21 protein-coding genes are annotated in these 25,344 nt (G+C 45.7%); 9 read left to right on the top strand and 12 right to left on the bottom strand.

Annotated features, from left to right (window positions below; genetic code table 11):
- Positions 1-123: 123 nt before the first annotated feature.
- Positions 124-1,254, bottom strand: coding sequence for an AI-2E family transporter (locus K6Y21_RS02155; protein WP_233070040.1), 1,131 nt, complete (start codon positions 1,252-1,254; stop codon positions 124-126).
- A 316-nt stretch (positions 1,255-1,570) separates the two neighbouring features.
- On the opposite strand from K6Y21_RS02155, the gene K6Y21_RS02160 reads away from it, so the two are divergent.
- Positions 1,571-2,260: an SDR family oxidoreductase gene (locus K6Y21_RS02160; protein WP_233070041.1), complete on the top strand. Its 690-nt coding sequence runs from the start codon at positions 1,571-1,573 to the stop codon at positions 2,258-2,260.
- 54 nt (positions 2,261-2,314) lie between these two features.
- Here the strand turns inward: K6Y21_RS02160 and K6Y21_RS02165 are convergent, their stop codons facing one another.
- The gene (locus tag K6Y21_RS02165) at positions 2,315-3,517 is read right to left on the bottom strand and encodes a putative manganese transporter (protein WP_233070042.1); all 1,203 of its coding nucleotides are present in this window, start codon (positions 3,515-3,517) and stop codon (positions 2,315-2,317) included.
- An 85-nt stretch (positions 3,518-3,602) separates the two neighbouring features.
- Here K6Y21_RS02165 and K6Y21_RS02170 point away from each other — a divergent pair, with 85 nt between their 5' ends.
- Positions 3,603-4,184, top strand: coding sequence for a pentapeptide repeat-containing protein (locus K6Y21_RS02170; protein ID WP_233070043.1), 582 nt, complete (start codon positions 3,603-3,605; stop codon positions 4,182-4,184).
- Positions 4,185-4,373: 189 nt separating this feature from the next.
- Positions 4,374-5,342 (top strand): Wadjet anti-phage system protein JetD domain-containing protein, encoded by a 969-nt coding sequence (locus K6Y21_RS02175; protein ID WP_233070044.1) that lies wholly within the window; start codon positions 4,374-4,376, stop codon positions 5,340-5,342.
- A gap of 37 nt (positions 5,343-5,379) precedes the next feature.
- On the opposite strand, the gene K6Y21_RS02180 is transcribed toward K6Y21_RS02175, so the two are convergent.
- Together K6Y21_RS02180 and K6Y21_RS02185 are read right to left on the bottom strand one after the other, a co-directional pair.
- The gene (locus tag K6Y21_RS02180) at positions 5,380-6,147 is read right to left on the bottom strand and encodes a hypothetical protein (protein WP_233070045.1); all 768 of its coding nucleotides are present in this window, start codon (positions 6,145-6,147) and stop codon (positions 5,380-5,382) included.
- A gap of 65 nt (positions 6,148-6,212) precedes the next feature.
- Positions 6,213-6,902: a sensor histidine kinase gene (locus tag K6Y21_RS02185; RefSeq protein ID WP_233070046.1), complete on the bottom strand. Its 690-nt coding sequence runs from the start codon at positions 6,900-6,902 to the stop codon at positions 6,213-6,215.
- Between the two features lie 132 nt (positions 6,903-7,034).
- Here K6Y21_RS02185 and cysB point away from each other — a divergent pair, with 132 nt between their 5' ends.
- A complete protein-coding gene (cysB, locus tag K6Y21_RS02190; protein ID WP_233070047.1) occupies positions 7,035-8,009 on the top strand; it encodes an HTH-type transcriptional regulator CysB in 975 nt (324 codons plus the stop codon).
- Between the two features lie 114 nt (positions 8,010-8,123).
- On the opposite strand, the gene K6Y21_RS02195 is transcribed toward cysB, so the two are convergent.
- Together K6Y21_RS02195 and pabB are read right to left on the bottom strand one after the other, a co-directional pair.
- The gene (locus tag K6Y21_RS02195) at positions 8,124-8,660 is read right to left on the bottom strand and encodes a CoA pyrophosphatase (protein WP_233070048.1); all 537 of its coding nucleotides are present in this window, start codon (positions 8,658-8,660) and stop codon (positions 8,124-8,126) included.
- A 15-nt stretch (positions 8,661-8,675) separates the two neighbouring features.
- Positions 8,676-10,112, bottom strand: coding sequence for an aminodeoxychorismate synthase component I (gene pabB, locus K6Y21_RS02200; protein ID WP_233070049.1), 1,437 nt, complete (start codon positions 10,110-10,112; stop codon positions 8,676-8,678).
- Between the two features lie 131 nt (positions 10,113-10,243).
- Here pabB and K6Y21_RS02205 point away from each other — a divergent pair, with 131 nt between their 5' ends.
- The 5 genes from K6Y21_RS02205 to pssA all read left to right on the top strand — a co-directional run bounded on the left by K6Y21_RS02205 (position 10,244) and on the right by pssA (position 19,237).
- Positions 10,244-11,764 (top strand): fumarate hydratase, encoded by a 1,521-nt coding sequence (locus K6Y21_RS02205; protein ID WP_233070050.1) that lies wholly within the window; start codon positions 10,244-10,246, stop codon positions 11,762-11,764.
- A 244-nt stretch (positions 11,765-12,008) separates the two neighbouring features.
- Positions 12,009-13,199 carry an amino acid aminotransferase gene (locus tag K6Y21_RS02210; RefSeq protein ID WP_233070051.1) on the top strand — a complete coding sequence of 397 codons (1,191 nt, stop codon included), beginning with the start codon at positions 12,009-12,011 and terminating at the stop codon, positions 13,197-13,199.
- Between the two features lie 593 nt (positions 13,200-13,792).
- A complete protein-coding gene (locus tag K6Y21_RS02215; RefSeq protein WP_233070052.1) occupies positions 13,793-16,198 on the top strand; it encodes a glycoside hydrolase family 94 protein in 2,406 nt (801 codons plus the stop codon).
- Between the two features lie 97 nt (positions 16,199-16,295).
- Complete coding sequence (locus K6Y21_RS02220; RefSeq protein ID WP_233070053.1) at positions 16,296-17,708, top strand: phosphoglucomutase/phosphomannomutase family protein; 1,413 nt, start codon at positions 16,296-16,298, stop codon at positions 17,706-17,708.
- 170 nt (positions 17,709-17,878) lie between these two features.
- Positions 17,879-19,237 (top strand): CDP-diacylglycerol--serine O-phosphatidyltransferase, encoded by a 1,359-nt coding sequence (gene pssA, locus K6Y21_RS02225; protein WP_233070054.1) that lies wholly within the window; start codon positions 17,879-17,881, stop codon positions 19,235-19,237.
- Between the two features lie 95 nt (positions 19,238-19,332).
- On the opposite strand, the gene K6Y21_RS02230 is transcribed toward pssA, so the two are convergent.
- The 6 genes from K6Y21_RS02230 to K6Y21_RS02255 all read right to left on the bottom strand — a co-directional run bounded on the left by K6Y21_RS02230 (position 19,333) and on the right by K6Y21_RS02255 (position 25,217).
- Positions 19,333-20,532: a Bcr/CflA family multidrug efflux MFS transporter gene (locus K6Y21_RS02230; protein ID WP_233070055.1), complete on the bottom strand. Its 1,200-nt coding sequence runs from the start codon at positions 20,530-20,532 to the stop codon at positions 19,333-19,335.
- 94 nt (positions 20,533-20,626) lie between these two features.
- Positions 20,627-21,385 carry an iron ABC transporter ATP-binding protein gene (locus K6Y21_RS02235; RefSeq protein ID WP_233070056.1) on the bottom strand — a complete coding sequence of 253 codons (759 nt, stop codon included), beginning with the start codon at positions 21,383-21,385 and terminating at the stop codon, positions 20,627-20,629.
- 2 nt (positions 21,386-21,387) lie between these two features.
- Complete coding sequence (locus K6Y21_RS02240) at positions 21,388-22,338, bottom strand: iron chelate uptake ABC transporter family permease subunit (protein WP_233070057.1); 951 nt, start codon at positions 22,336-22,338, stop codon at positions 21,388-21,390.
- Positions 22,331-23,266, bottom strand: coding sequence for an ABC transporter permease (locus tag K6Y21_RS02245; protein ID WP_233070058.1), 936 nt, complete (start codon positions 23,264-23,266; stop codon positions 22,331-22,333). The genes K6Y21_RS02240 and K6Y21_RS02245 overlap by 8 nt, the downstream gene beginning before the upstream one ends.
- Positions 23,267-23,281: 15 nt before the next feature.
- The gene (locus K6Y21_RS02250; protein WP_233070059.1) at positions 23,282-24,190 is read right to left on the bottom strand and encodes a siderophore ABC transporter substrate-binding protein; all 909 of its coding nucleotides are present in this window, start codon (positions 24,188-24,190) and stop codon (positions 23,282-23,284) included.
- A gap of 73 nt (positions 24,191-24,263) precedes the next feature.
- Positions 24,264-25,217: a helix-turn-helix transcriptional regulator gene (locus tag K6Y21_RS02255; RefSeq protein ID WP_233070060.1), complete on the bottom strand. Its 954-nt coding sequence runs from the start codon at positions 25,215-25,217 to the stop codon at positions 24,264-24,266.
- Between the last annotated feature and the right edge of the window lie 127 nt (positions 25,218-25,344).

Raw genomic sequence — 25,344 nt, forward strand, 5'->3', positions numbered from 1 at the left:
CACGGCTTTTATACGAATAGCCGAAGCGAACAAATAAAGTTGCGGCAACAGGGCAACAACAGGGTACGACAACGATGTTGCATTAATCAATGAAACGAGTTTGCGATCCATGCCCGTGCAATATCACTCTTTGCTTGTCTCGATTGGCGCTGACTCAGGGCTTTCCATCTTGGCTGCTTGTGTTTCAGATTCCACCCAGCTCATAAAGACTTGGTAACCCGCAGAAAGGAATGCTGCCCCGACAAACATGCCCAAAATACCCCCTGACATCATGCCGCCGATGGCTCCGATAAGAACTACCGGCATAGGTACGTCTAAGCCTCGCCCTAAAATCATGGGTTTAAGTACGTTATCAACCAAGCTGGCTGCGATCATAAGCACAGTAAAGATAGAGTTGTGAACCACGGCTGAGCTGTCACCAGACCAGAGCAAAGCGACAGTGACAAAGGCAATCAGGGTGACAGGTAATTGCATAATGGCAAATAAGAGTGCAATCAAGGTGAACACCGACGCCGCAGGTACGCCAGCCAGTGCCACCGTGAGTCCAAAGGTCATCGCGGTTAAAAATGCAATACCAATAATACCCACCGCCACTTGACGTAGGGTGCCTGTGGTGAGTTTATGCAGGCCAGGGCCTCTGGCTTCATCGGAAAAAGTGATAAATATACGGCGAATTGACATGCCCGCTTGCTCTGCCCACGCTAACATAATACCGGCAACGATAAAGGCACCGATAAGCATAAATACGCTACCTGCAGCACCGCTAATGACGCCGACGATCCAGCTGGACGCATTTTTTAACTGAGGTTGTTTATCTTCAACAAAACCAGCTAAATCAGTGGATGCTGAAGACCAAGCTGCGTGTAGATCTTCACCTACTAAAGGCCATTCCTTTACGCTTGGTCCAGGGGCCGGTAAAGACAAGGTGCCGGCTTCATAAGCTTTAAACGTCGATACGGTTTTAACGGTCAGTGAGTTAGCCACCATGGCTGTGGGCACACCGATGAGCAACACACCTGCTAGCGCAATCACGGTGGAACTTTTGGTAACAGACAAGCCTAACTTGGCCTGCAGGAATTTACGTGCCGGGAACAGGGCGACGGCCAACACAATCGACCACATAAGTAGGGGTAAAAAAGGTAAAAAAGCCCAAGTACAGACCATCACCACAAAAGCAATAACGGCGAAACGTATGAGTGAAGCGGTGAACGCCTTCGAAATCCGTTTTTCTAAGTTTTCATAATTATCGTTCAAAGTTAATTCCTTTTCTCAAATGGAACAATGATCATTACTCAGTCATCGTTAAGTCGTGGCGACTGCGTTAACTGGGTTGGTTGAGTGTAATAAATAAGTCATTATTATAGCAAGGTAACCTCACATATTCGTTCTAGAAACGTGTTAGGTTTGATATTCCTGATCCCTTGCACCTACCAAGAGAATAATTCCTATTTATGACAAGTTTACGTTTGAGAAGGGGGCGTTTGCCCCCTGTTTAAGAGGATATATATTACATGGGTTTTAGGTTATATTGATGTCAATTCACTCTTGATTGCAATGTAAGGAAACACTTGTGGAAACTTATCTTATCACGGGCGCAAATCGGGGCATCGGGTTTGCCCTTGTTCAGCAATGTTTGGCCAATGGTCATCGTGTGATCGCCACCTATCGTGATAAGGCCTCTGCCAATGCGCTGTTTGAGTTAGCTTTTGAGTCTGGTTTGCTAACGTTAGTGCAAGCTGAGTTGGATACCGAGGCGGGTATAGAGGGACTTGTCGGTGAACTAGCGGGTCAAGCGTTGGATGTGCTGATTAATAATGCGGGCATTATGGGCCCCGATCAACAAGATCTGGATGGATTAGACAGTGCAGCTTGGCTGGCAACATTTACTATTAATACGGTTGCCCCATTTCATCTTAGTCGTTTATTACTGCCTAATTTATTGCAGTCGGCAAGGCCGCGTATTATTACCATTTCCAGTCAAATGGGCTCGCTGGCGCGTCAAAGTACGGGCTCGTATGCCTATCGTAGCTCAAAAGCCGCCGTCAATAAGGTAATGCAAGTGATGGCGACTGAGTTGGCCGATCAAGGTGTGATCGTTTGTCCTATGCACCCAGGTTGGGTTCAGACGGATATGGGCGGGATGGAAGCTGATATTAGTGCGCAGCAAAGTGCAGCGGGTATTGTTCATTTTGTCCAAAGCCTATCCATGGCTCAATCAGGGCGGTTTTGGACTTGGCAAGGTGAAGAGCACCCTTGGTAAAACATTTGGTAGACCAATGGGTCACTCCTTTTCAAGTTTTAGCGGCCATTGCTGCTAAAACTCAAACAAAAGATAGTAACCATAGCCAAATAGCAAAGCAGGTAGGGCAGAGTAAAAAGTCGCCACTAATGCTGCCTTGGGCGCCATGGCAAGTGCGGGGAACAATGCGTCACCGTCGTTGGCCAAGCCATTGGCTATTTGCGTTGATAAGGGCAATGCGCCACTGAGGTACAAGCCCGTGACAAGCATTTGCGGACCACAACCTGGCAGCAGGCCTATGGCTAAGCCAGCCAAGGGTAACCAAGCTCCCCAACCATTTAGGGCACTGGCGATATCAAGCTGACTGTAGTGGTTTAACAATTCAAAGCTGACAAAGGCGATCACCACCCAAGCACTAATAAAATGCGTATCTTGGGCTACCTTTTGCATCGGGTGTTGACAGTGGCTTTTACAGTCTTCACTGACACTGGATTGATAATTATCCACGGGTTTACTGAGCGCCCATAAGGTTAATGTGACTAAGGTCAAACCTGCTCCTAACCACTCAATACTGTGCTCAGGTAAGGCAAACAGTGCGTTGATGTCTACTTGCCATGACATCAATATGGCCACACTGGCGCAGGGGATGATCAGAAGTTGCCAGAACCATCCTTGTGCATTGATGGCACAACGTTGCATTGGCGAATGTGCGCTTGTCTTCGTCAATGCTTTGCCGGTGTTAGTGCGAGGAATAGGGCGTAAAAAGTCGCTCCGATGAAGCCAATTAACTACCAGGCCGGTTAATGTACCTGCAACAATCCCGAGTACCATCATAGCGAGACCGACTTGAGGCGAGCTGGCGAGTAATAGGAATGCGGCATCACCCATGGTGGCGGTGAGCACGGCCACCATGGCGGCAAAGCCAACTTTTCCTTGGATAAACTGGCTACTAACAATGATGGCCCCACCACAGCCTGGTAGCGCACCCAGTATGGCCGCGAATAGGATTTGGCTGACGCTTGATTGTTGGTAAAGCTTGCTGATGGCATGTTGGCCGTTAAACAATCCGGCTAGGCTGTGATAGATTGCCAGTGTTGCGGCGACATAGCAGGCAACAGCCCAAAAGCTGTCGGCCATGGCAGTTAGCACGACGCTGCGCAGGTCATCAACGCTCAATAAAGCAAACAAACTGAGCGGCAAGATCAAACGGCGATGGGATAAGCTGAGGTGATCTTGGCGCTTACTACTTTTTAAAATCAACAAGTCAGATACAGTCATGGCACTGGTTCCCCTGTTATTGCCGTGGTGACATGATTTATAATATGCAAATGATAATTATTATCAAGTGAAATTTGGGAGGGCGATGATGACAAGGCATTATTTAGATGAAATTTTTGAAGATGGACTCGACAAGGTGATGGAACAGCAGTGCTTTGAGGCATGTGTGTTTCGTGGCTTAGACTTAAGTGAGGGCCAATGGCGTCAATGCCATTTTATTGATTGTCGGTTTGTGAGTTGTAATTTAAGTAATGTGAGTGTACTGGGCAGCCAATTTGAACGGGTACAGTTTGAGCAATGCAAGATGATAGGCATCGATTGGACGTTGGCGAAATGGTTGGATTATGTATTCGATGCCACGGTGTCGTTTAACGATTGTCGTTTGTGTGACTGCTCCTTATTTGGCTTAGATCTTGACGACTTAATCATTACTAACTGCGTGGCCCATCGGGTCGATTTTCGTGAAGGGCGCTTTATTGGGGCTGATTTCAGTGGCACTGATTTTGCCAATAGTTTGTTTAATCGCACTGACCTTAGCCGTAGCGATTTTACCGATGCCGAGAATTACCATATGGACTTGACCGCTAACACCTTAACTAAGGCAAAATTTAGCCGTGATCAAGCGGTGTGTTTATTGGCCTTTGCCGATATCCAATTAGTTGATTAGTGAGCTTTTGTCTACGACACTTGGGCCGGTTTTTCATGAAGATGTTCACGTTGTGAAGCGCGATGACTTGGGTTAATTGATGGCTCAGGTATGATGGTAACGCTTTCTACTTGTGGTCTGTAACTCAACGTTACTGGGGCAATGGTTTGGTTGACGCACGGTGTCATAACACACGGATGTAAACAATTCATGGCAGGCATTTTTGATGACGAGCATATCCAATATGCCGCTAGACAATTATTACAAGGAAACGAAGTCAATCTTTCGGCTAAGCGCTTATCTGCCTTGAAAGGCTTGTTGACGGATAATCATTTTACCCTTTCTAAAGGCCAACGATATTGGCTTAACCCCCAAGGTAAGGCCTTTATTGAGCGTCAGCTTGCGCAAGCAAGCCTTCCTATTTGCCCCGACCCTGAAGCCGATATTCAAAGTTTACACATTGAGCTGCCGAGACAGGTTAACCGCCATGTGATCCAAGCGTTGTTGAAAAAAGACGCTAAACAGGGTTTGGATCAAGCAGATTGGGCACTATTGGAAGGGACCGAAGTGGGGGTCACCCGTGATGACACGTTAAGGCTGCGCAGTGCTCACGGGTTCAGCTTGTATTTGAATCAGGGCAGTTTACTTGATTTGAGTAGTTTACTTAATGTATCGAGTGAGTGCATATTACCTGAGCGGCTGGTGTCGCAAGTCACTAAGTTGTTGCCCGGTGATACCCACTTTACCCACGTTGTTACGGTAGAAAACTTGGGCGCATTCATCGAAATTGAATTGAAGCCAAATTGTTTGTTTGTATACACCCCCGGTCACCACAGCGAGTTAGCTCAGCGTATAGTGGAGACGTTACCGGCGAATGTCACCTGGGTGCATTTTGGCGACCTTGACCAAACAGGCATAGATATCGGTTTACGCCTAGCCCGCCATTTAGGCAGACCTTATAAGCCTTTATTACCGAGAAACCTAGCCGATATCGTAAAACGTTACGGCCGGCCCGTTCAAACAATTCAGCCAACCCACACTGAGTCGGTTGATCGTGTTAAGCGCGGCAAACAGCCCTGGCGAGTTGAAACCTTAGGGCCTGAGTTAGCAGCACGATTGGCGCCGCTAATTGAACAAAACTTATGGTTGGAACAAGAGGTGATTGTGCTGTGCTTGTAAAGTGGCGGTCACCACTTTAACAAGCAGGTTTTGGTGTTTACCATTTTTTCTTAGGCTGAAATAGCACATCCAAGTCGTCAGCTTCTTTTTCTTGGCGCTGTTTAAGGTCGCTATCACTGTCGGATTTAAGCTGAGTATTTAGCTCCGCCTTCATTTGCTGCATCTGCTCAAGTTTCGCTTGTAAATAAGCATCGCGGTCGGGCACGGCTGAGAGGGTCTGAATCGCTTTATCCAGAAGTTGTTTAACGGTGCCGAATTGGCGGTTCATTTTTGCGGTTTGGGCGCGAGAAATTGCGTTCTCAAGGTTGATTTTTAACTGCATGAGCTCAAGACGGCGGTTTTCCATCACATACACAGGGGTTTCAACTTTACCCTTTGAGTGTTCAGAGCGAACGATGGCGCGGATCTTTTTGATCACTTGTAGCATGAGCAAGGCTTGTTTGTCATTATCGGGAGCGCGATAGGCGTCGCTTTCGGGGGCTTGATAGCTTTGCTGGATTTTGCTGATTTGCCCCGTGATATCATTCATTCGCTGTTTTGCGGGCGCTAAATTAGGATCAACCTGCACGATGGCTTGCAATGCGTTTAAGATCCGGTGATGCAGTATTAACAAGAGTTCTTTACTAAATGGCAGGCGAGAGGCTTGTAGCAGCATCTCATCGGTTTCTTCAATCACCGCTTTTTGTTTGACGATAGTGGCACGTTTTTGCGCCTCCATCTTCTGGCGGTATTGTTGCAATATGTTGTAGCCGATGATCAAGAACAACAGAACACCAGCTAAAATTAAGATTAATGGAAGAACCATAGTACCCTCAGGTCGATATTAAAATGCGGATCGCCGAATATATTAAATATTACAGTCATCTATATTTAAGGTAAGGTTAGCATAAACTGACTACCGCCAAGCTCACCGCCATTTTTCAAGGAAATGTGACCTGTATTGTTTTTTATCTCATGTGCGGCGGCAATTTTCTTAGCAAAGAACAAACCTAAGCCAGTTCTGCCCCTTGTTACGTCAAATCCTGCAAGGGTATCTTCGCCAATTTTAAGCATTTCGTCGGGGTAACCTGGACCATTATCTTCAATCAATATTTCTAGCTGCAGGTTGTGGACTCGCGCACTCACTTTTACTTTATCTCTAGTATAGCGCAGCGCATTGACGAGGATATCGTTAATCAAGTAGGCGATTAACTCGCCATCCATATACCAAGTGAGATCGGGGTCAACATTGAGGGAAATATCAACGTTTTTATTATTATAAAAGGTTTGGTTGCGCCCGACTTGCTCTTCCAAAATGTCGAACACAAAGTGTTCTGCTATATTGATAGGTAGTTGTTCACGTTCATAACGATACAGGGCTAGAATTTGCATTAAGCTACTGTTTAAACGGGATGCTTCATAATGCAAGGTGGCAATTTGCTGGCGTTTTTCGGGCGAGTCGGTGGCGCTATCGGCGGCTAATGTATCAATGGATTGGAGCACCATAAATAGAGAATTCTTCATATCGTGTACCGCAGTGGCTAACACGGCTGCGAAATCTAAATTATCATTTTGGGACATAAAAATTCCATAAATTTAACCGAAATCAATTAGTTTCAGCTTACCTTTTGATGTTAATGGGGTAAAGTAAAACAGTTTTTGCTTTATTCTGTTAAAATTTAGCAGAAGATTATCATAGTAGATGGTGAATTAATGAAACTGCAGCAGCTCAGATATATCGTTGAAGTGCTCAATCATAGTTTAAATGTTTCCGCAACGGCTGAAAGCTTATATACCTCGCAACCGGGGATCAGTAAGCAAGTACGTATGCTCGAAGATGAACTAGGAGTGCAAATTTTTGAGCGCAGTGGAAAACATCTCACTCAGGTAACGCCTGCCGGCAAAGATATCATACGTATTGCGTCTGAGATTCTGGGCAAAGTTGAAAGCATCAAATCCGTTGCCAGTCAGCACACCCATCCTGATGAAGGTACCCTCAATATTTCAACGACACATACCCAAGCACGTTATGCCTTGCCTGATGTGATAAAAGGCTTTATTAAGCGTTACCCTAAAGTGTCTCTGCATATGCACCAAGGTACACCGGCGCAAATCAGCGAGGCCGTGGCTAAAGGTACTGCAGACTTTGCCATCGCGACGGAGGCGTTACATCTTTACCATGATCTCGTCATGCTGCCTTGTTATCACTGGAATCGCAGTGTCGTGGTGCCGAAAACTCACCCTTTAGCCAGTAAAAAGCGGATCACGGTGGAAGACGTTGCTCAGTACTCTTTGGTTACCTATGTATTTGGTTTCACTGGGCGCTCAGAGCTTGATGCGGCGTTTAATGCGGCCGGATTAACCCCGAAAATTGTGTTTACCGCCACCGATGCTGACGTCATTAAAACTTATGTGCGTTTAGGAATAGGTGTCGGGGTCATTGCCACCATGGCCATTGATAAAGTGCAAGATACAGATCTTGTGGCCCTTGATGCTAGTCATTTGTTTGAATCCAGCACCACCAGTATCGGATTTCGTAAAGGCACCTTTTTGCGTGGTTACATGTATGACTTTATGGAGCGTTTTGCCCCGCATCTGACCCGTGACGTAGTAGACAAAGCCATCATGCTGAAATCTAACATCGAAGTGGAAAATATGTTTAAGGACATAGAATTACCGCTCAAATAGTGCGATTTATTGCATCAAGGCTGATTGAACGCTTGTGGGACCTGAGCTTGCTCAGGGAATGGCATTTTAAGTTTGAAGTTGCTTGAGTTCGTTACTAAACCCAAGCTTAGCAATTTAATACATCTGCTGATATAGATTATCCAAGATTGCAGCCGTGGCGCCCCATATAAGGCGGTTGCGATAGGGGATAAACACCAAATTATGTTGCTTGCCTCGGATATTGGTCTGCCAATAGTGACGATGTTTTAGCTGCTTTAATGGCATTAAAAACGCATCGTGCACTTCATTTTTGTCTATTTGTAACGCATAGCCAGAGGTTAATTGAGCGACTATCGGTGTGATGGTAAATCCTGTACCTGTATTAAATTGCGGCAGGGCGCCAAGGACATTGACATACTCTGGAGCCAGTCCCACCTCTTCTTGGCTTTCGCGTAATGCAGTATGGATCAGATCTTTGTCTTGCTTATCCACCTTGCCACCAGGAAAGGCGATTTGGCCACGGTGATGGCGCAGATGAAAAGCCCGCTGGGTAAGCAACACTTGCCATTGCTGCTGATGATAGTGCAAGCCGACCAATACCGATGATGCACGTCCGGTATTGGCGTAATTGGTCATTTGCACTGGCGCTTGCAGCATAAAGCGATGGAGCATGGGCTAAGTCTCTATTTAATCCTGAGTCAGTTCGACTTGATTTAATATTGGTAATATTTTCGCCACTTTATCAAATGTTTCTTGATACTCAGCACTGGCATCTGAATCCGCGACCAAGCCTCCACCGGCCCAACAATAGATTTTCTGCTGGTGGCAAACGAGGGTGCGAATGGCAATGTTCGTGTCCATATTACCGTTGGCACTGATGTAACCTAAGCTGCCGCAGTAAAACCCGCGCCGATGTGGTTCTAGCTCTTCAATCACTTCCATTGCACGGATCTTGGGTGCGCCTGTGATAGAGCCGCCTGGGAAACATACGCGCAATAAGTCTTCGGCTTCATAAGGGGGCGCCAATGTGCCTGTGATTGTGCTTACTAAATGATGCACAGCAGGGTAACTTTCCACAGCGAACAGCTGAGGTACCTTGACGCTACCGGGCAGGCAAACACGGCCAATATCATTACGCAGCAAATCCACTATCATCAGGTTCTCGGCGCGATCTTTTTCCGCCGTGGCGAGGGCTTGTTGCATTGCCCTATCGGCGGTTGGATCCGGGCAACGTGGGCGCGTGCCTTTAATTGGCTTAGTTTCAACTTGATTGTGCTCAAGTTTTAAAAAGCGCTCGGGTGAAATGGACATGATCACCCCTTGCTCTAAGCGCATAAAACAAGAAAATGGGGCTCGGTTGGCACTGACCAAGTGTGCAAAGGCTTGATACTCATCTCCTTGATAGTGCGCCTGAAAACGCTGGGCTAGGTTGACCTGATAGCAATCACCGCTGTGTAAATACGCCTGCACTTGATCAAATTTAGTGCGATATTGCACCTCGCTCATATTGGATTGCCAATCACATTTTAGTTTAAAACGCGATGGTGCTTGAGCTGTGTGCATTAGCTTGGTTAGCCAAGTTAATCGCTGATTAGCATAGTCCTCGGCCTGCTGTTCACTGTCTTGATGACATACTAAGTGGACTTGTTCAAGCTGGTGGTCAAGGATCAAGGCCCAATCATAAATACCTACGGCCATATCCGGCAAAGGAATATCGGCCATGGCTTGCTCGGGCAGTTGCTCAAACCGACGGCCAAGATCGTAACTAAAGCAGCCCATGGCGCCACCAGTAAATGGCAGCTCGTCCAGTTCCTCTAATGGTGAAAGCAGGCAATAGGGCGGTGTAAAAGGCTGCGCGAGGCACTTTTTGCGCCAGATCTTGACCAATTCAAGGGGATCTTGGTGAGTGGTAAAACAGCTGTCAAGGGTTTCAACTTGGCTGGTATTGCCAAAGGTTTGAATTTTTACTATCGGCTCGGCGCAAATAATTTGATAGCGATTATGTTGACTGACGGGCGCTTGGCCGCCGAGGATAATGCTCCAAGGCTGCTTAGATAGTGTATTTTTTATACGATCTAGGTCGCACGTAGAGAAAGACAAGTTTTTTTTAACAACTAACGACATCTTTTTTCAAACCATACCAGAGTTTTTAACACACTTGCTGGATGCAAAGTTCGCGCAAGAGTATCATATGGGCCATAACAATAAAGCGAATAATGCTCCCCAGTGGAACAAGGAACAGTGAGGCAATTAATATGTCAGTGATAAAAAAAGAACACCTGATAGAAAGTGTGGCAGATGCGCTGCAATTTATCTCTTATTACCATCCCCTTGATTTTATACAGGCGTTAGAAAAAGCCTATAACAAAGAACAAAGCCAAGCGGCCAAAGACGCGATGGCTCAGATCTTAATCAATTCGCGCATGTCGGCCGAAGGTCATCGCCCTATCTGTCAAGACACAGGGATCGTGACCGCCTTTGTCAAAATCGGCATGAACGTGCAGTGGGAAACGGACATGACGGTGCAAGAAATGGTGGATGAAGGTATTCGCCGTGCTTACAACAATGCCGACAATCCATTACGTGCTTCCATCGTGGCCGATCCTGCGGGCGCACGTAAAAACACTAAAGATAACACGCCGGGTGTGGTACACATTGAGATGGTACCGGGCGACAAAGTAGAAGTGATGGTTGCGGCTAAAGGGGGCGGCTCCGAAAACAAATCTAAGATGGTGATGCTAAATCCGTCTGATGACATTGCTGATTGGGTTGAAAAAACCGTGCCGCTGATGGGCGCAGGTTGGTGTCCTCCTGGCATGTTAGGCATAGGTATTGGCGGCACCGCGGAAAAAGCCGCCGTGATGGCCAAAGAATCTCTAATGGATCCCGTTGATATTCACGAGCTACGCGAGCGCGGTGCGCAAACCACAGATGAAAAATTGCGTTTAGAAATCATGGATCGCGTGAACCGTTTAGGCATAGGCGCGCAAGGTTTAGGTGGTTTAACCACAGTGTTAGACATCAAAATCAAGAGCTGCCCAACGCACGCGGCTTCTAAGCCTGTGGTGATGATCCCGAACTGTGCGGCAACCCGCCACACCCACTTCACTCTAGATGGTTCAGGACCAGCCCAATTGAAAGCGCCGCGTATAGAAGATTGGCCAGAAGTGACCTTTGAAGTCGGTGATAATGCGCGACGCGTGAATGTTGACACCTTAACTCAAGCCGAAATGCAAGAGTGGAAGATGGGTGAGACTGTGTTGCTGTCGGGTAAGATCTTAACCGGTCGTGATGCGGCCCATAAACGCATTAAAGAGTTGATTGATTCGGGCGCAGGTTTACCTGAAGGCGTCGACTTTAATGGCCGCTTTATTTATTACGTTGGCCCTGTTGATGCGGTGGGTGACGAAGTGGTTGGCCCAGCTGGCCCAACAACCTCAACTCGCATGGATAAGTTTACCGATTTCATGCTAGAGAAAACCGGTTTGATGGGAATGATAGGTAAAGCCGAGCGAGGCCCTGCGACCGTTGAGTCTATTAAAAACCACAAAGCCGTGTACTTGATGGCGGTGGGTGGTGCTGCATATTTAGTCGCCAAAGCCATTAAGCAAGCAAAAGTGGTCGCGTTTGAAGATCTCGGCATGGAAGCGATTTACGAATTTGAAGTGGAAGATATGCCTGTCACCGTTGCAGTGGACTCATCGGGCGCCAACGCCCACGAGCAAGGCCCGGCTATTTGGCGTGCCAATATCGCAGATGAGAATGCATTAAATTAATCAATATAAGAATATTTATGCAAAGCTGGCTGGCGCCAGCTTTTTTTTTGCTGGTTTTTTATACGAAGAACATAGGCTGGAATGTTATCGTGTTGTTACTGGGCTTTCAGGATTTAGATTTTTTGGCTAGAAAAGCAAAAAAAGCAGTAAAATTACACCAAAATGTGACTTTCTGCTTTGTTCATCTAAGGTGCAATGGTATAACGGGCACTGCAACTTTTAGTCATTTTATTGAGGGATTACAATGTTTGAGAAGGTCGTTGAAGCAGCTGCGGATCCAATTCTTGGTTTAACCGAAGCGTTCAAAAAAGATGAGCGTGAAAACAAAATCAACCTAGGTGTGGGTATTTACAAAAATGAAGAGGGCCAAACGCCTATTCTCGACACCGTGAAGAAAGCTGAAGCACGCTTACTGGCTTCAGAAACGACTAAAAGCTACTTAAGCATTCAAGGTAATGCCGCTTACGGTGAAGCCGTGCAAGCTTTACTGTTTGGTAAAGACAGCGACATCGTAGTAAACAAGCGTGCTTGTACTGCTCAAGCGCCAGGTGGCACAGGTGCACTGCGCACAGCCGCTGATTTTGCTGTTAAGCACTTACCATCAAATAAAATTTGGGTGAGCAATCCAACTTGGGCTAACCACGGTAATGTATTTAAAACCGCTGGCCTAGAGGTTGTGACCTACGATTACTACAACGCAGAAACCCGTGACTTGGACTTTGCTGCGATGTTGGCTTCGTTAGAAGCTGCACAAGCCGGTGATTTGGTTTTGTTCCATGGCTGTTGTCATAACCCAACAGGTATTGACCCTACAGCAGAGCAATGGGAAGTATTAGCTAAGCTATGTGCGGTTAAAGAGCTATTGCCACTATTTGACTTTGCGTACCAAGGTTTTGCTAAAGGCGTGGAAGAAGACGCCCAAGGCCTACGTATTTTTGCTCAGTACAACAAAGAACTACTGATTGCTAACTCGTTCTCGAAAAACTTCGGCCTATACAACGAGCGTGTTGGCGCCGTGACTTTAGTAGCGGTAGACAGCAAAACGGCTGAAGTGGCATTTAGCCAAGTGAAAAGCGGCATTCGTGCTAACTACTCAAACCCACCTGCACACGGTGCGGCTGTGGTGACGACTATCCTGAATGATGCTGAGCTTTACGCCGATTGGGATAAAGAAGTGGCAGAAATGCGCGACCGCATTCAGGAAATGCGTACTTTGTTTGTACAAACACTAAAAGCTAAAGGTGTTGCAGGCGATTATAGCTTTATCGAGCGTCAAAATGGCATGTTCTCTTTCTCGGGATTGACGCCAGAGCAAGTGGCTAAGCTAAAAGAAGAGCACGGTATCTACATCGTTGGATCGGGTCGTATCTCGGTTGCGGGCATGACAAAGTCAAACATGGAAGCCCTATGTGAAGGTATTGCTAAAGTTGTTTAATCGCGACTGAGCATAAAAGACGCTGCAATTATGCAGCGTTTTTTTTGCCTAAAGATTGCCTTCATGCAATGTAAAAGTAGCGTAAAAGTAATGAGATGTAGCCAGCTTGTAAGCCTAACTAAAGTATGAGCTCGTTAATTCCGTTAATTACGTTAATAAGAACACTTAGAGTGGCTAACTATTCACCTAATTACCCGTCGATAGTCTGAAAAGGATTTAAAAAAGCCATACAATACAATGGCTTGTTTTTTTGTTTTTTTGACATGGTGACAGCTATCACAGTATCAAGTGACAGCGCTGGTGAAAGCCTATTTGCGCTTTGTTTCGGCGCAGCAATATGGTAAAAAACACGGCGCTACAAAAGGATTTTTTCACAGGGAAGCTATCTAGGTTGTTGGGCCTTGTGAATATCAGCTTTAATTACCTATTTTAAGAAAGCTGTTATTTCACTGTGTTTTGATTTGGACACAAATTTTAAGCAGCCACTATGATACAAAGTGATTTTTAACTTTTAGTTTTATTTTTTTGCGAGTATCACATTTTGGTATTTTGGAAGCACCGAAATACGCAACATAAGTAAGGATGGAAAATAAATGAAATACGGTTTTTTTGACGATGCAAATCGTGAGTACGTGATCACACGTCCGGATACGCCGGCGCCGTGGACCAACTACTTAGGTACTGAAAAATTCTGTACCGTAATCTCTAACAACGCGGGTGGTTACTCATTCTATAATTCTCCAGAGTACAACCGTGTGACTAAATTCCGTCCAAACGCGTCTTTCGACCGCCCAGGACACTATGTTTACCTACGTGACGACGAAACAGGCGATTACTGGTCAATCTCATGGCAGCCAGTAGCGAAAAGCCTAGACGAAGCGAAATACGAAGTACGTCACGGTCTTTCTTACTCTAAATTCAAGTGTGAATACAACGGCATCACAGCCACTAAGACATTATTCGTACCAAAAGGCGAAGATGCTGAAGTGTGGGATGTGGTTATTGAAAACACCGGCGACAAGCCTCGTACCATCTCTGCATTCTCTTTTGTTGAGTTTTCTTTCTCTCACATTAAATCAGATAACCAAAACCATCAGATGTCTCTGTACTCTGCAGGTACGGCATACGAAGATGGCGTGATTGAGTACGATCTATACTACAACACAGACGATTTTGAAGGTTTCTACTACTTAGCTTCTACGTTTGATCCAGATTCATACGACGGCCAGCGCGATGCATTCCTAGGCGCATACCGCGACGAAGCGAACCCAATTGCAGTAGAGCAAGGTAAGTGTTCTAACAGTGCACAAACGTGTTACAACCACTGTGGCTCGCTACACAAGCAATTTGTAATCCAACCGGGTGAAAAAGTACGCTTTGCTTACATCCTGGGTATTGGTAAAGGTAACGGCGCTAAACTACGTGCTAAATACCAAGATCTTGCCAATGTAGACGCAGCTTTCCAAGGCATTCTAGATCACTGGAGCGAGCGTTGTGATAAGTTCCAAGTTAAGTCGCCTAACCAAGGCCTAGACACCATGATCAACGCTTGGACCCTATACCAAGCTGAAACCTGTGTAGTTTGGTCTCGTTTTGCTTCTTTCATCGAAGTAGGTGGTCGTACTGGTCTTGGTTACCGTGATACCGCACAAGATGCGATTTCTGTACCGCACGCTAACCCGAAAATGACGCGTAAGCGTATCGTTGACTTATTACGCGGTCAGGTTAAAGAAGGTTACGGTCTGCACTTATTCGATCCAGACTGGTTCGATCCAGAGAGAAAAGATGTTAAACCATCTAAATCACCAACGGTTGTTCCAACGCCATCTGATGACGACAAGATCCACGGTATCGAAGATACGTGTTCTGATGACCATCTATGGATTGTTCCAACCATCTGTAACTACGTGTTAGAGTCTGGTGAGCACAGCTTCTTTGACGAAGTGATCCCATACGCAAACGGCGGCGAAGCCACTGTTTACGAGCACATGAAAGCAGCATTAGATTTCTCAGCTGAATACGTGGGTCAAACCGGTATCTGTAAAGGTCTACGCGCTGACTGGAATGACTGTCTAAACCTAGGCGGTGGTGAATCTTCAATGGTTTCATTCCTACACTACTGGGCACTAGATGAGTTCATCAAACTCGCTAAGCACTTAGGTAAAGATGAAGACGTTGCTAAATACACTGCAATGGCGCAAGGCGTTCAAAAAGCGTGTGAAGAGCACCTATGGGACGAAGAGGGTGGCTGGTACATCCGCGGCCTAACAAAAGACGGCGACAAGATCGGTACAGCGCAACAAACTGAAGGTCGTATCCACTTAGAATCTAACACCTTAGCGGTGCTTTCTGGTGCGGTTTCTCAAGAGCGCGGTGAGCGTGCGATGGACAGCGTTGACGAGCACCTATACTCGCCATACGGTCTGCACCTAAACGCACCGTCATTTGCTACGCCAAATGATGACATCGGTTTCGTCACTCGCGTATACCAAGGCGTTAAAGAAAACGGCGCTATCTTCTCACATCCAAACCCATGGGCTTGGGTTGCTGAGACTAAGCTTGGTCGTGGTGATAAAGCGATGAAGTTCTACGATGCGCTAAACCCGTACAACCAAAACGAGAACACAGACCATCGTAAAGTAGAGCCATACTCTTACGTACAGTTCATCATGGGTCGTGACCATCAAGATCACGGTCGCGCTAACCACCCATGGTTAACCGGTACTGCTGGTTGGGCATACTACGCGGTAACTAACTTCATCTTAGGTATCAGCTGTGGCTACCAAGGTCTAGAGATCAACCCATGTATCCCAACTGATTGGCCTGGTTTTGAAGTTAAGCGTCAATGGCGCGGTGCACAATACAACATCAAGGTTGAGAACCCGAATGGCGTGAGCAAAGGCGTCGCGTCTATCACCCTAAACGGTGAAGCAGTAGAAGGTTCGATCCCTGTTCAAGCTGAAGGCAGCGTGAACGAAGTAGTTGTGGTAATGGGCTAAGTTTTAACTCAGCCTCAATCATAATGCGATTTTTTAAGGGGCGGGCAGGTTTGCAAGCCCCTTTTTTATTTTTAAATTTTAGAGTGTAGGGATAGTCATGATTAAATTTGGAACAGGCGGCTGGCGCGCCTTTATCGGTGAAGAATTCACCAAAGATAATGTACGTTTAGTGGGCCAGGCATTAGCTAACATCATCAACAATGAAAATGTTGCTGACAAAGGCTTTGTGATTGGTTTTGACCGCCGTTTTCTATCTAAGAAAGCCGGCTCTTGGTTGGCCGAAGTGATTGCAGCCAACGGCATTACGGTAAGCTTTATCGACAAATACGTACCGACCCCTGTGGTGATGTTTAAGTGTCGCGAAATGGGCTGTCAATACAGCGCGTGTGTGACGGCATCACACAACCCAGCCGACTACAACGGTATTAAGGTCTTTATCGAAGGTGGTCGTGACGCTGATGAAGTGATCACACAAAAAATCGAAGCACAAATTGCGAACCTAACGCAAGCTGACGTTAAATCCATTGATTTAGAAGATGCTGTTGCCGAAGGTAAAGTACTTGTGATCAACCCAATGAATGAGTTTGTTGACTCTATCCTTAACTACCTAGATGTCGATGCGATCAAAAATGCTAATTTAAAAGTGTTGATCGACCCTATGTTTGGTGTAGCTAAAAACGCACTGCAAACTGTTTTGATCTCGGCGCGCTGTGAAGTGGACGTAATCAACGACGGTGAAAACCCAGGTTTCGGCGGTTTGATGCCAAGCCCAAGTGCAGCCACTTTATACCGTTTGAAGCATTTAGTGGCTCATGAAGGTTACGATATCGGTATCGGCACCGACGGTGACGCTGACCGTTTAGGTATTATCGACGAGCAAGGTAACTTTATTCACCCGAACGAAGTGCTACTACTGCTTTACTACTACCTACTAAAATACAAAGGCCTGAAAGGCTCGGTAGTACGTAACATTGCGACCACGCATATTCTGGACAAGATTGCCGCCGACCACGGTGAGAAGAGTTTTGAAGTGCCAGTTGGCTTTAAACACATTAGTTCACAAATGGAAGCCGATGATTCATTGATCGGAGGTGAAAGCTCAGGTGGTTTAACGATTCGTGGTCATATCAAAGGTAAAGACGGTGTATTTGCATCTAGCTTATTAGTTGAAATGATCTGTGTAACAGGTAAAAAACTGGGCGAGCTATTGCAAGAAATCTATGCACGTTACGGCTACGCTTACACCGCAGAGGGTGACTGTACCTTTAAGCCGTCGCAAAAAGAAGTGCTTTACAAGCGCATCTATGAAGACAAAGAGCTGCCCGATTTTGCTTACGAAATTGAGAAAGTCAGTTACGAAGACGGCGCTAAAGTTTACTTCAAAAACGGCGGTTGGGTGATTGCGCGTTTCTCAGGTACTGAGCCGCTATTACGTATTTTTGCTGAAATGGAAGACCAACCAACTGCGGAAGCGGTGGTCGCTCAAGTTAAGGCATTCTTGAACGTTTAATCTAGCCATTGGTCTGACACTGATTATAAAAGCCCCAAAGGGGCTTTTTTTTCGCCCAAACAATGGCTTTGTAGCGCAATTTTGCAATAAAGCCATGCCTTTGCTGCTTTGGCAGGATATGATATTTGGTATAGTAGCCACGCATTTCTGAGCGAATAAAAGAATTAAGCATGATGGACAAAGTGAACAAAAGTTTAGCATTTATTGCCGCACAGCCTTTTTTAACCGCGGATATTCAAGATATCCAATTTTTGTATCATGCCGATGAATTTAGACAGTCCATTTTAGAATGTATTGCCGCGGCCAAGCAGCGTATTTATCTTACCGCTTTATACTTAGAAGATGATGAAGCGGGTCGTGAGATCTGGTTATCGCTAGACCAAGCTAAAAAGCAAAACCCTCAATTAGAAGTAGTCGTATTAGTCGATTATCACCGCGCCCAGCGCGGTTTGATCGGCCAAGCCGCCGATTCGACCAATGCCACCTTCTACCAACAGTATGCCCTCGAACATCAAAGTCAGTTTAATATCTATGGCATCCCGGTTAAGAACCGTGAGCTATTTGGTGTACTGCACCTCAAAGGGTTTGTATTTGATGACAAGGTGCTATATAGCGGTGCCAGCTTAAATAATATTTATCTGCATAAAAAAGAACGTTATCGCTACGATCGTTACTGTTTAATCGCTAACGCCGCCTTGGCCGATAGCTTTGTTCATTATATAAAGCAGCTGATCGTGGAGGATTTTGGTGTTGTGCCACTCAATGTCGCACCCGTTCCGAGTGTGGCTGAAATGAAGGCGCAGCACCGTCAATTACGTAAGCATTTAAAAACGGCTCAATATGATTACCAAGGCCAAGCTTTGTCGCCTCAGGACGGTAAAATCGGGTTAGTGCCACTAGCGGGCTTTGGCGCAAGGGGCAACAAGCTAAATCAAATGATCCGCCATATTTTTCACAGTACCCAACGTGAGTTGGTATTGTTTACGCCGTATTTCAATTTTCCAGCGGCTTTATCTCGCGATATCACCGCCATGCTAAAGCGCGGCGTTAACATCACCTTAGTGGTGGGGGATAAAACGGCGAATGACTTTTACATTCCGCCAACTGAGCCGTTTAAAACCATCGCGGGTTTACCCTATTTATACGAGTTAAATTTAAGGAAGTTTGCTAAGCGCCATAATAAACACCTTGCTTCAGGTTTGTTAAATATTCATTTATGGCGTCATGACAATAACAGCTTTCACTTAAAAGGCATTTATGCCGACAAACAAACCATGTTGTTAACGGGGAATAATCTCAATCCAAGAGCTTGGCGCCTCGATCTGGAAAACGGCATTTTGTTGCAAGATAAAAGTGGCGCGCTCGCTGACATACAAGCTAAAGAGCTGGATTTAATTTTGTCGAATACCACCAAGATCACCCACTATGAACAGATTGAATCTTTGGATGATTACCCATTACAAGTGCGTAAGCTACTGAGCAGAATGCGCGTATTTCGGGCTGATAATATGGTTAAACGTATTTTATAGAACGGCTAATGTGATGAGGGGCTCACTGTCGGCTTGTGCGATTCGCCGAGCAAGCTCGCCTCCCCCAGAGGGGGCTGCTAGCTTACTCAGGTTGTTTATTCAGCATGCTTAAAACTGCTTCGTACTAGCAGCAAGTAGCTGGTAATAGCCAAAATGGCTGAAACTGCCATGCCTATGGCCAAGGTACTGGCATTGTCACTGTGAAACAAACTCACGATTAATCCTGCTACTGCCCCCATGCCAAAACGCAATGTGCCACTTAATGCCGTTGCCGTCCCTGCGATATCGCTAAAGTCATTAAGTATTCCCGTCATGCAATTGGAGCCAATGAGCGACATCACGCCAACATAACTGACCACGCCTGCGACAATTAGCCAAGGGTTGCTTACATCAAATAGGGCAATGTACAGCATCATTAAGGCGGCAAAACCCAATAAGGTTAAGCCTGATGTCAGCATAAAGCGATAGCCTTTTACCGTGACAAAGCGGCCATTGATGGCGGTGAATATCATCATAAAGACAATATTTAATCCAAAGTAATAGCCATACCTTTCACTGGGGATGCCTAAGTATTCGATGTATACATAGGGGGAGGTGGTTAAAAAGATAAACATGCCCGAAAACGAAAATCCACTGGTTAAGATAAAACCCAATGCGCGTTTGTTCGACAGCACTTTAAAATAATTTTTTAACACGCCTGCAAAACGGAGGGGCACGCGCCTTTCTTTGGCTAAGGTTTCGGGGATCAAGCACACCACCGCGACCACCGTGGCTAAGCCAGCTAAAGCCAATAAGTAGAAAATGGCCTGCCAGCCAAACCAAAGCTCGATGTAGCCGCCAACCAATGGGGCGACTAAAGGGGCCAAGGTCATGATCAGAATAACAAACGACATCATCTTGGCGAACATGTCTTGGGCATAAATGTCGCGCAGCAGTGCACCCACAATCACCGCTGCAGCACCGCCGCCAATGGCTTGAATAAAGCGCAGCACCATCAGCAATTCAACATCATGCACAAAGTACACGCCGATATTACTGACAATAAAGATCAATAAACCGGAGAGGAGCACATTTTTGCGGCCATAGCTGTCAGAGAGGGGGCCGTAAATAAGCTGACCAAAGGCAAAACCAAATAAAAAGATACTTAGTGTTATCTGTACTTGACTGATATCGGCTGCCAGAGAAGCAGCGATACTGGGTATAGCGGGCAGGTACATATCGACGGCTAAGGGCGTTAAGCCGGCTAATGATGCTAAGATGACGATAAAAATTATATTTGGCCGTTGGCTATTCATAAAAAAGGCAGTCAGGTATATGGATCTAGCCAAGATAGACAAGATATGTGCCTGTGTCCACGATTCTCTTGTCTACATCAAAAGTAATCCTTCTTTACACCATATATGAGCAAATACGTTTGCCTTTCACCGTTAAGATCTCAAAGGGGGTCTCGTAGATTGAGGACAGCACTGGCCCTTGAATGACCTCGTCCACCGCACCTGATGCCACGACTTTACCGTGCTTAAGGGCTAAAATGGTATCGCAGTAACACGACGCAAAGTTGATATCGTGGATCACGATGACCACAGCTTTTTGCATTTCATGAGCCATTTTTTGGATCACTTGCATGATTTGCAGGGAATGCTTGATATCTAAATTATTGAGTGGCTCATCGAGGTAAACATAATCTGTGTCTTGCGCCAAGACCATGGCAATAAATGCCATTTGCCTTTGTCCGCCACTGAGCTCGTCGAGGTACTTATCTTTTAGCTCGACTAAATCTAAATAGGCAAGGGCCGAGTGGATCACTTGATTATCTCGATCAGTGAGTCGCCCTTTACTGTATGGGAAGCGACCAAAAGCCACTAATTCTTGTACCGTGAAGCGCATGGCGAAGCTATTGGCTTGACGTAATACGGCCAAGCGTTTGGCGAGCTGCCCCGTATTCCACTGGGCTATTTCTTTCCCGTCTATGATGACGTTACCGCTATCCCGGCTTGTTAGTCGGGCAGCCATGGCTAACAAGGTGCTTTTGCCGGCGCCATTAGGGCCGATAATAGCGGTGACTTTGCCGCGTTCAAATTGCGCTTGTGCGCCATCAACGACTTTTTTTCCCTGATAGCATTTCGACAGTTGATTTACTTGGATCATAGTTAAGCAACTCGGTTACGGATCAATAAATAGATAAAATAACTACCCCCAAGCAAGTTGAATAACACGCTTAGGGTCGTGGCAAAGGTGAACACGTTCTCAACTATCCATTGGCCTGCCAGTAGCGAACATATGGCAATCAGAGCAGAGCCTTGTAATTGCACCTTGTGTTGGTAGCTTTGCAATAAAGCTCGGCTTAAATTGGTGACTAATAAGCCAAAGAACATGATGGGACCAACCAATGCCGTCGCAACGGCGATGGCGATGGCGCTGAGAATAAAAATTTGGTGGGTTAATTTAGCGACATCAACACCTAAACTGGTAGCATTATCCTGATCGAGCAGCAAAACATCTAAGCTGGGGTGTAAGCGAAACAATAACAGGCTAACGCCAATCAACACCGGGCTACAGAGATAGACTAAGTCCGTTTGAACATTATTGAAGCTGGCAAAAAGCTTGGCTTGCACCATAGCAAAGGTGGTTGGATCCATGAGTAAAGACAAAAACGATGAAATACTCGCAAAGAGCTGGCCAAACACCAAGCCAACCAACAGCAAGGTAATAAGGTTTCGATGTGGGCGGTTAAAATAGAAACGATACAAGATGACCGCAAAGGCCACCATGCTGGTGGTGGCAATCACAAAGTTGATATAGGGGTTGACCACTAAATGACTTAAGCTGCCAAACATTAAGACGAGCAGCACTTGCGTGGTGACATATAAAGCATCGAACCCCATGATACTGGGTGTAAGGATGCGGTTTTGGGTAATGGTTTGAAACACAAAAGATGCCTGCGCGATGGCCACGCCCGCTAAGATAATAGCCAAAAGACGGGGGATCCGCTTAGATAAAAAATAGGCGTAATTATCCGCAGTGAGGCCAAGTGCCACCGTTAAAATCACTAACCCTAAGGAAAAAGCAAGCAATACCAGTAAACGCGCACTATCAGGCATAGGTTCTATCTCTGAGCAGTAAAATGATGAACACGCCGCCGGCTAAGATACTCATCACAATGGCAATCGGCATATCATACGGGAAAATAATCAGGCGACTGATCAGGTCACAACACAGCACCAGCAGGGCACCGTAAATAGCGGTTAAGGGAATGTTTCTTTTTAAATTATCACCGTAATACAAACTAACTAAATTAGGCACGACCAAACCAAGAAAGGGAAGCTGGCCTACTATCATGACGACACTGGCCGACATGATCGCCACGAGTAACACACCCAAGATCAAGATCTGCTGGTAGTTTAGCCCTAAGTTTATCGCGAACTCTTTGCCCATGGCGGCAGCCGATATCCAAGTCGCAAATACATAGGTCAGTAACACCATGGGCACGGCGATAAATAAAAGCTCAAAATCGCCGCGTAAAATATGGGAGAAGTTGGCGACTGTCCAAGTGTTGAGGCTTTGCAGCACATCGTATTTATAAGCAATAAAGGTGGTGATGGCTTCGACCACATTACCGAAAACAATGCCGATTAAGGGAACAAACACCACGTTCTTAAAGGGGATGCGCTGGATCAAATAGATAAATCCAAGGGTACCTATAATAGCGCTGCTAAACACCAACCATAACTGACTAAACTCACCGAAGAACACCAGGCTGATTACATAACCTAACATGGCACATTCTATGGTGCCTGTGGTCGACGGGGCGGCAAAGCGATTTAGACTGATCTGCTGCATTACTAACCCAGCAATACTCAGTCCAGCACCAGCCAGTAAGATAGCCAGCAGTCTGGGCAGACGGCTACTAAAAAGTATTTCTAAAGCCAGTGGATCGCCGTTTAGTATCTGTTGCAGGTTTAAATTGGCGGCGCCAACAAATAAGGAAGCGGTGCTTAACACCGCTAAAGATAACAATAACTTTTTCAAGGTAAATCAGCCTGCTTACATCTTTATCGCACGTTTGATGTCACTCACCATGGTTTCGGTTGCGGTTACACCCGACATGGCTAAATACCATGCATCCACATCTAAATAAGTAATTTGATCTTGCTGGTAGGCTGGGGTGGCTTTTACTAACGGGTTATCCAGTGATTGGCGCAGACTTTGGCTTTGTTTGTTATGTAGGCTATTGCGATCCAGCACTAATATATGGCTGGGTTTAGCTTGCAACACAAATTCATAAGAAATCACGTCGCCATGGGGGTTAACGCTGTTATTAGAGACACTGGGTTTAAAACCGAATTCTTTGTAAATAACGCCAAATCGGGAGCTAATACCAAAGGTACTGATGTTATCACCTATGCTCAGTAAGGTGAGGGCATCGATATTTTTGCTCTGGTTATGTTGTTTGATTGCTTGAAACTGTGCATCTAACTCGGCAATTTTGGCTTCAACTTTTGCTTCAATTTCAAATATTTTACCTAGGTTGCGCCATTGCTGCTGGGTGCCTTGCCAATAATCTGTGCCTTCACCAATGGCGAATACCACAGTGGGGGCGATTTCACTTAGCTCTTTATATTTAGGGGCGCCTCGCGGCCCGACTAAGATAAGATCAGGCTTTTGGGTATAAATGGTTTCGAGATCGGGCTCAAACAAGCTGCCTACCGAGGGATAATTTTGCTTACCGTACTGGGCCAGATAAGACGGTAAATGTGAGGAATTAGATACGGCGATGGGCTTGATCCCAAAATAGTCTAAGGTATCCAACGGGCCAAACCCGATGGCGACCACGCGTTTGGGATCAGGGTTTAACTGGGTGGAGCCCATGTAATGCTCAATCGTAATCGGCTTAGCAAAACTGGCTGTGGTATAAAAGAGAGTAGTAAAGATTAAAGCGATAAAATAGTTCATGCGATCAAATGTGTTTGATATTGATTATCATATTTGTTCGCAATATACAGGTGTTTATTTTCCGATTCAACTACTAAGCTTCTACCGCCCCAAGTTTATGAGGCGCAAAACCAAACTCCTTACGAAACGCATGGGTGAAGTTAGAAGGGTACAAGTATCCTGCTTCATACGCTGCTTCTGTGATAGAAACCAACCCGAGCTGTAGATGCTGGCGGGCAATGTTTAAACGTCGATGGCGTATGTAGCCATTGACCGTCATATTGAATTCTTGTTTAAAACGGCGTTGTAAATTAGACACACTCATCGAAAAGGCGTTGGCGATATCGGATAAATTAAGTGTTTGCCCCAAATTGTTTTCGATATAGCTGATGATATTCTCGATGCGTTGATCAACATAGGTGCACAACTGTGCTTCCTGTTGATGATACTGATGAGGAAGCTGTAGACAGGCTTGATAAATAAGCTGAGTGAGCTGACTTTCAATGGCTATCTTTTCCATAAATTGAGTGGGTTTCACGGCGGCAATTTGCTGCGCTAGTGAGATAAGAGGAGGATCTAAATTGAGTTCAAAAAAAGCTTGGTGGGTTTGAAAGAAGCTTTGAGGATGAACATCGTCTTTTAGCCGTGATGAGAGCCATTGCGGTTTGATCAATATGTTGATCTTATTCACGACATTTTGTTTCGTTAGGCCTCGGCGAAAATTGGTTGGTTTGGTTAGGTTAACCACGACGCCCTTAGGCCCATCCTTAGCATCGAGTTCAAACTGAAGGTTGTCATAACTAAAGTTGAGGCGACCAGACAGCAAGATAGTAATGAGGAGCGCAGGACGGGTGGTGGCGACAATGTAGGAATCTACCAGCTCGGTACATAGGCCGCCATGGACATAAATATCTTGATTAAATTGATAAGACATTAAGTTGCCTTGGGCCAATTGGATTGGATTTGTTTGGCCTTGACTGACGATAAACTGGCTTTCTTCAACCGCAATGGTTTTGGTTAACGCCACTTTTATTTTACTTTCGGTCATTTTTGACTTCTTTATCACTTGCCCATTGCTCACAGCATCTGTGCGTTTTTGCATAACTCAATCGTCTTTGTATTGTGGAGATTAATGAATATTATATATGATAATCATTATCATTCATATTTATAGG

This window comes from Motilimonas eburnea, from assembly GCF_021295345.1.
Classification (GTDB): domain Bacteria; phylum Pseudomonadota; class Gammaproteobacteria; order Enterobacterales; family CBDFNC01; genus Motilimonas; species Motilimonas eburnea.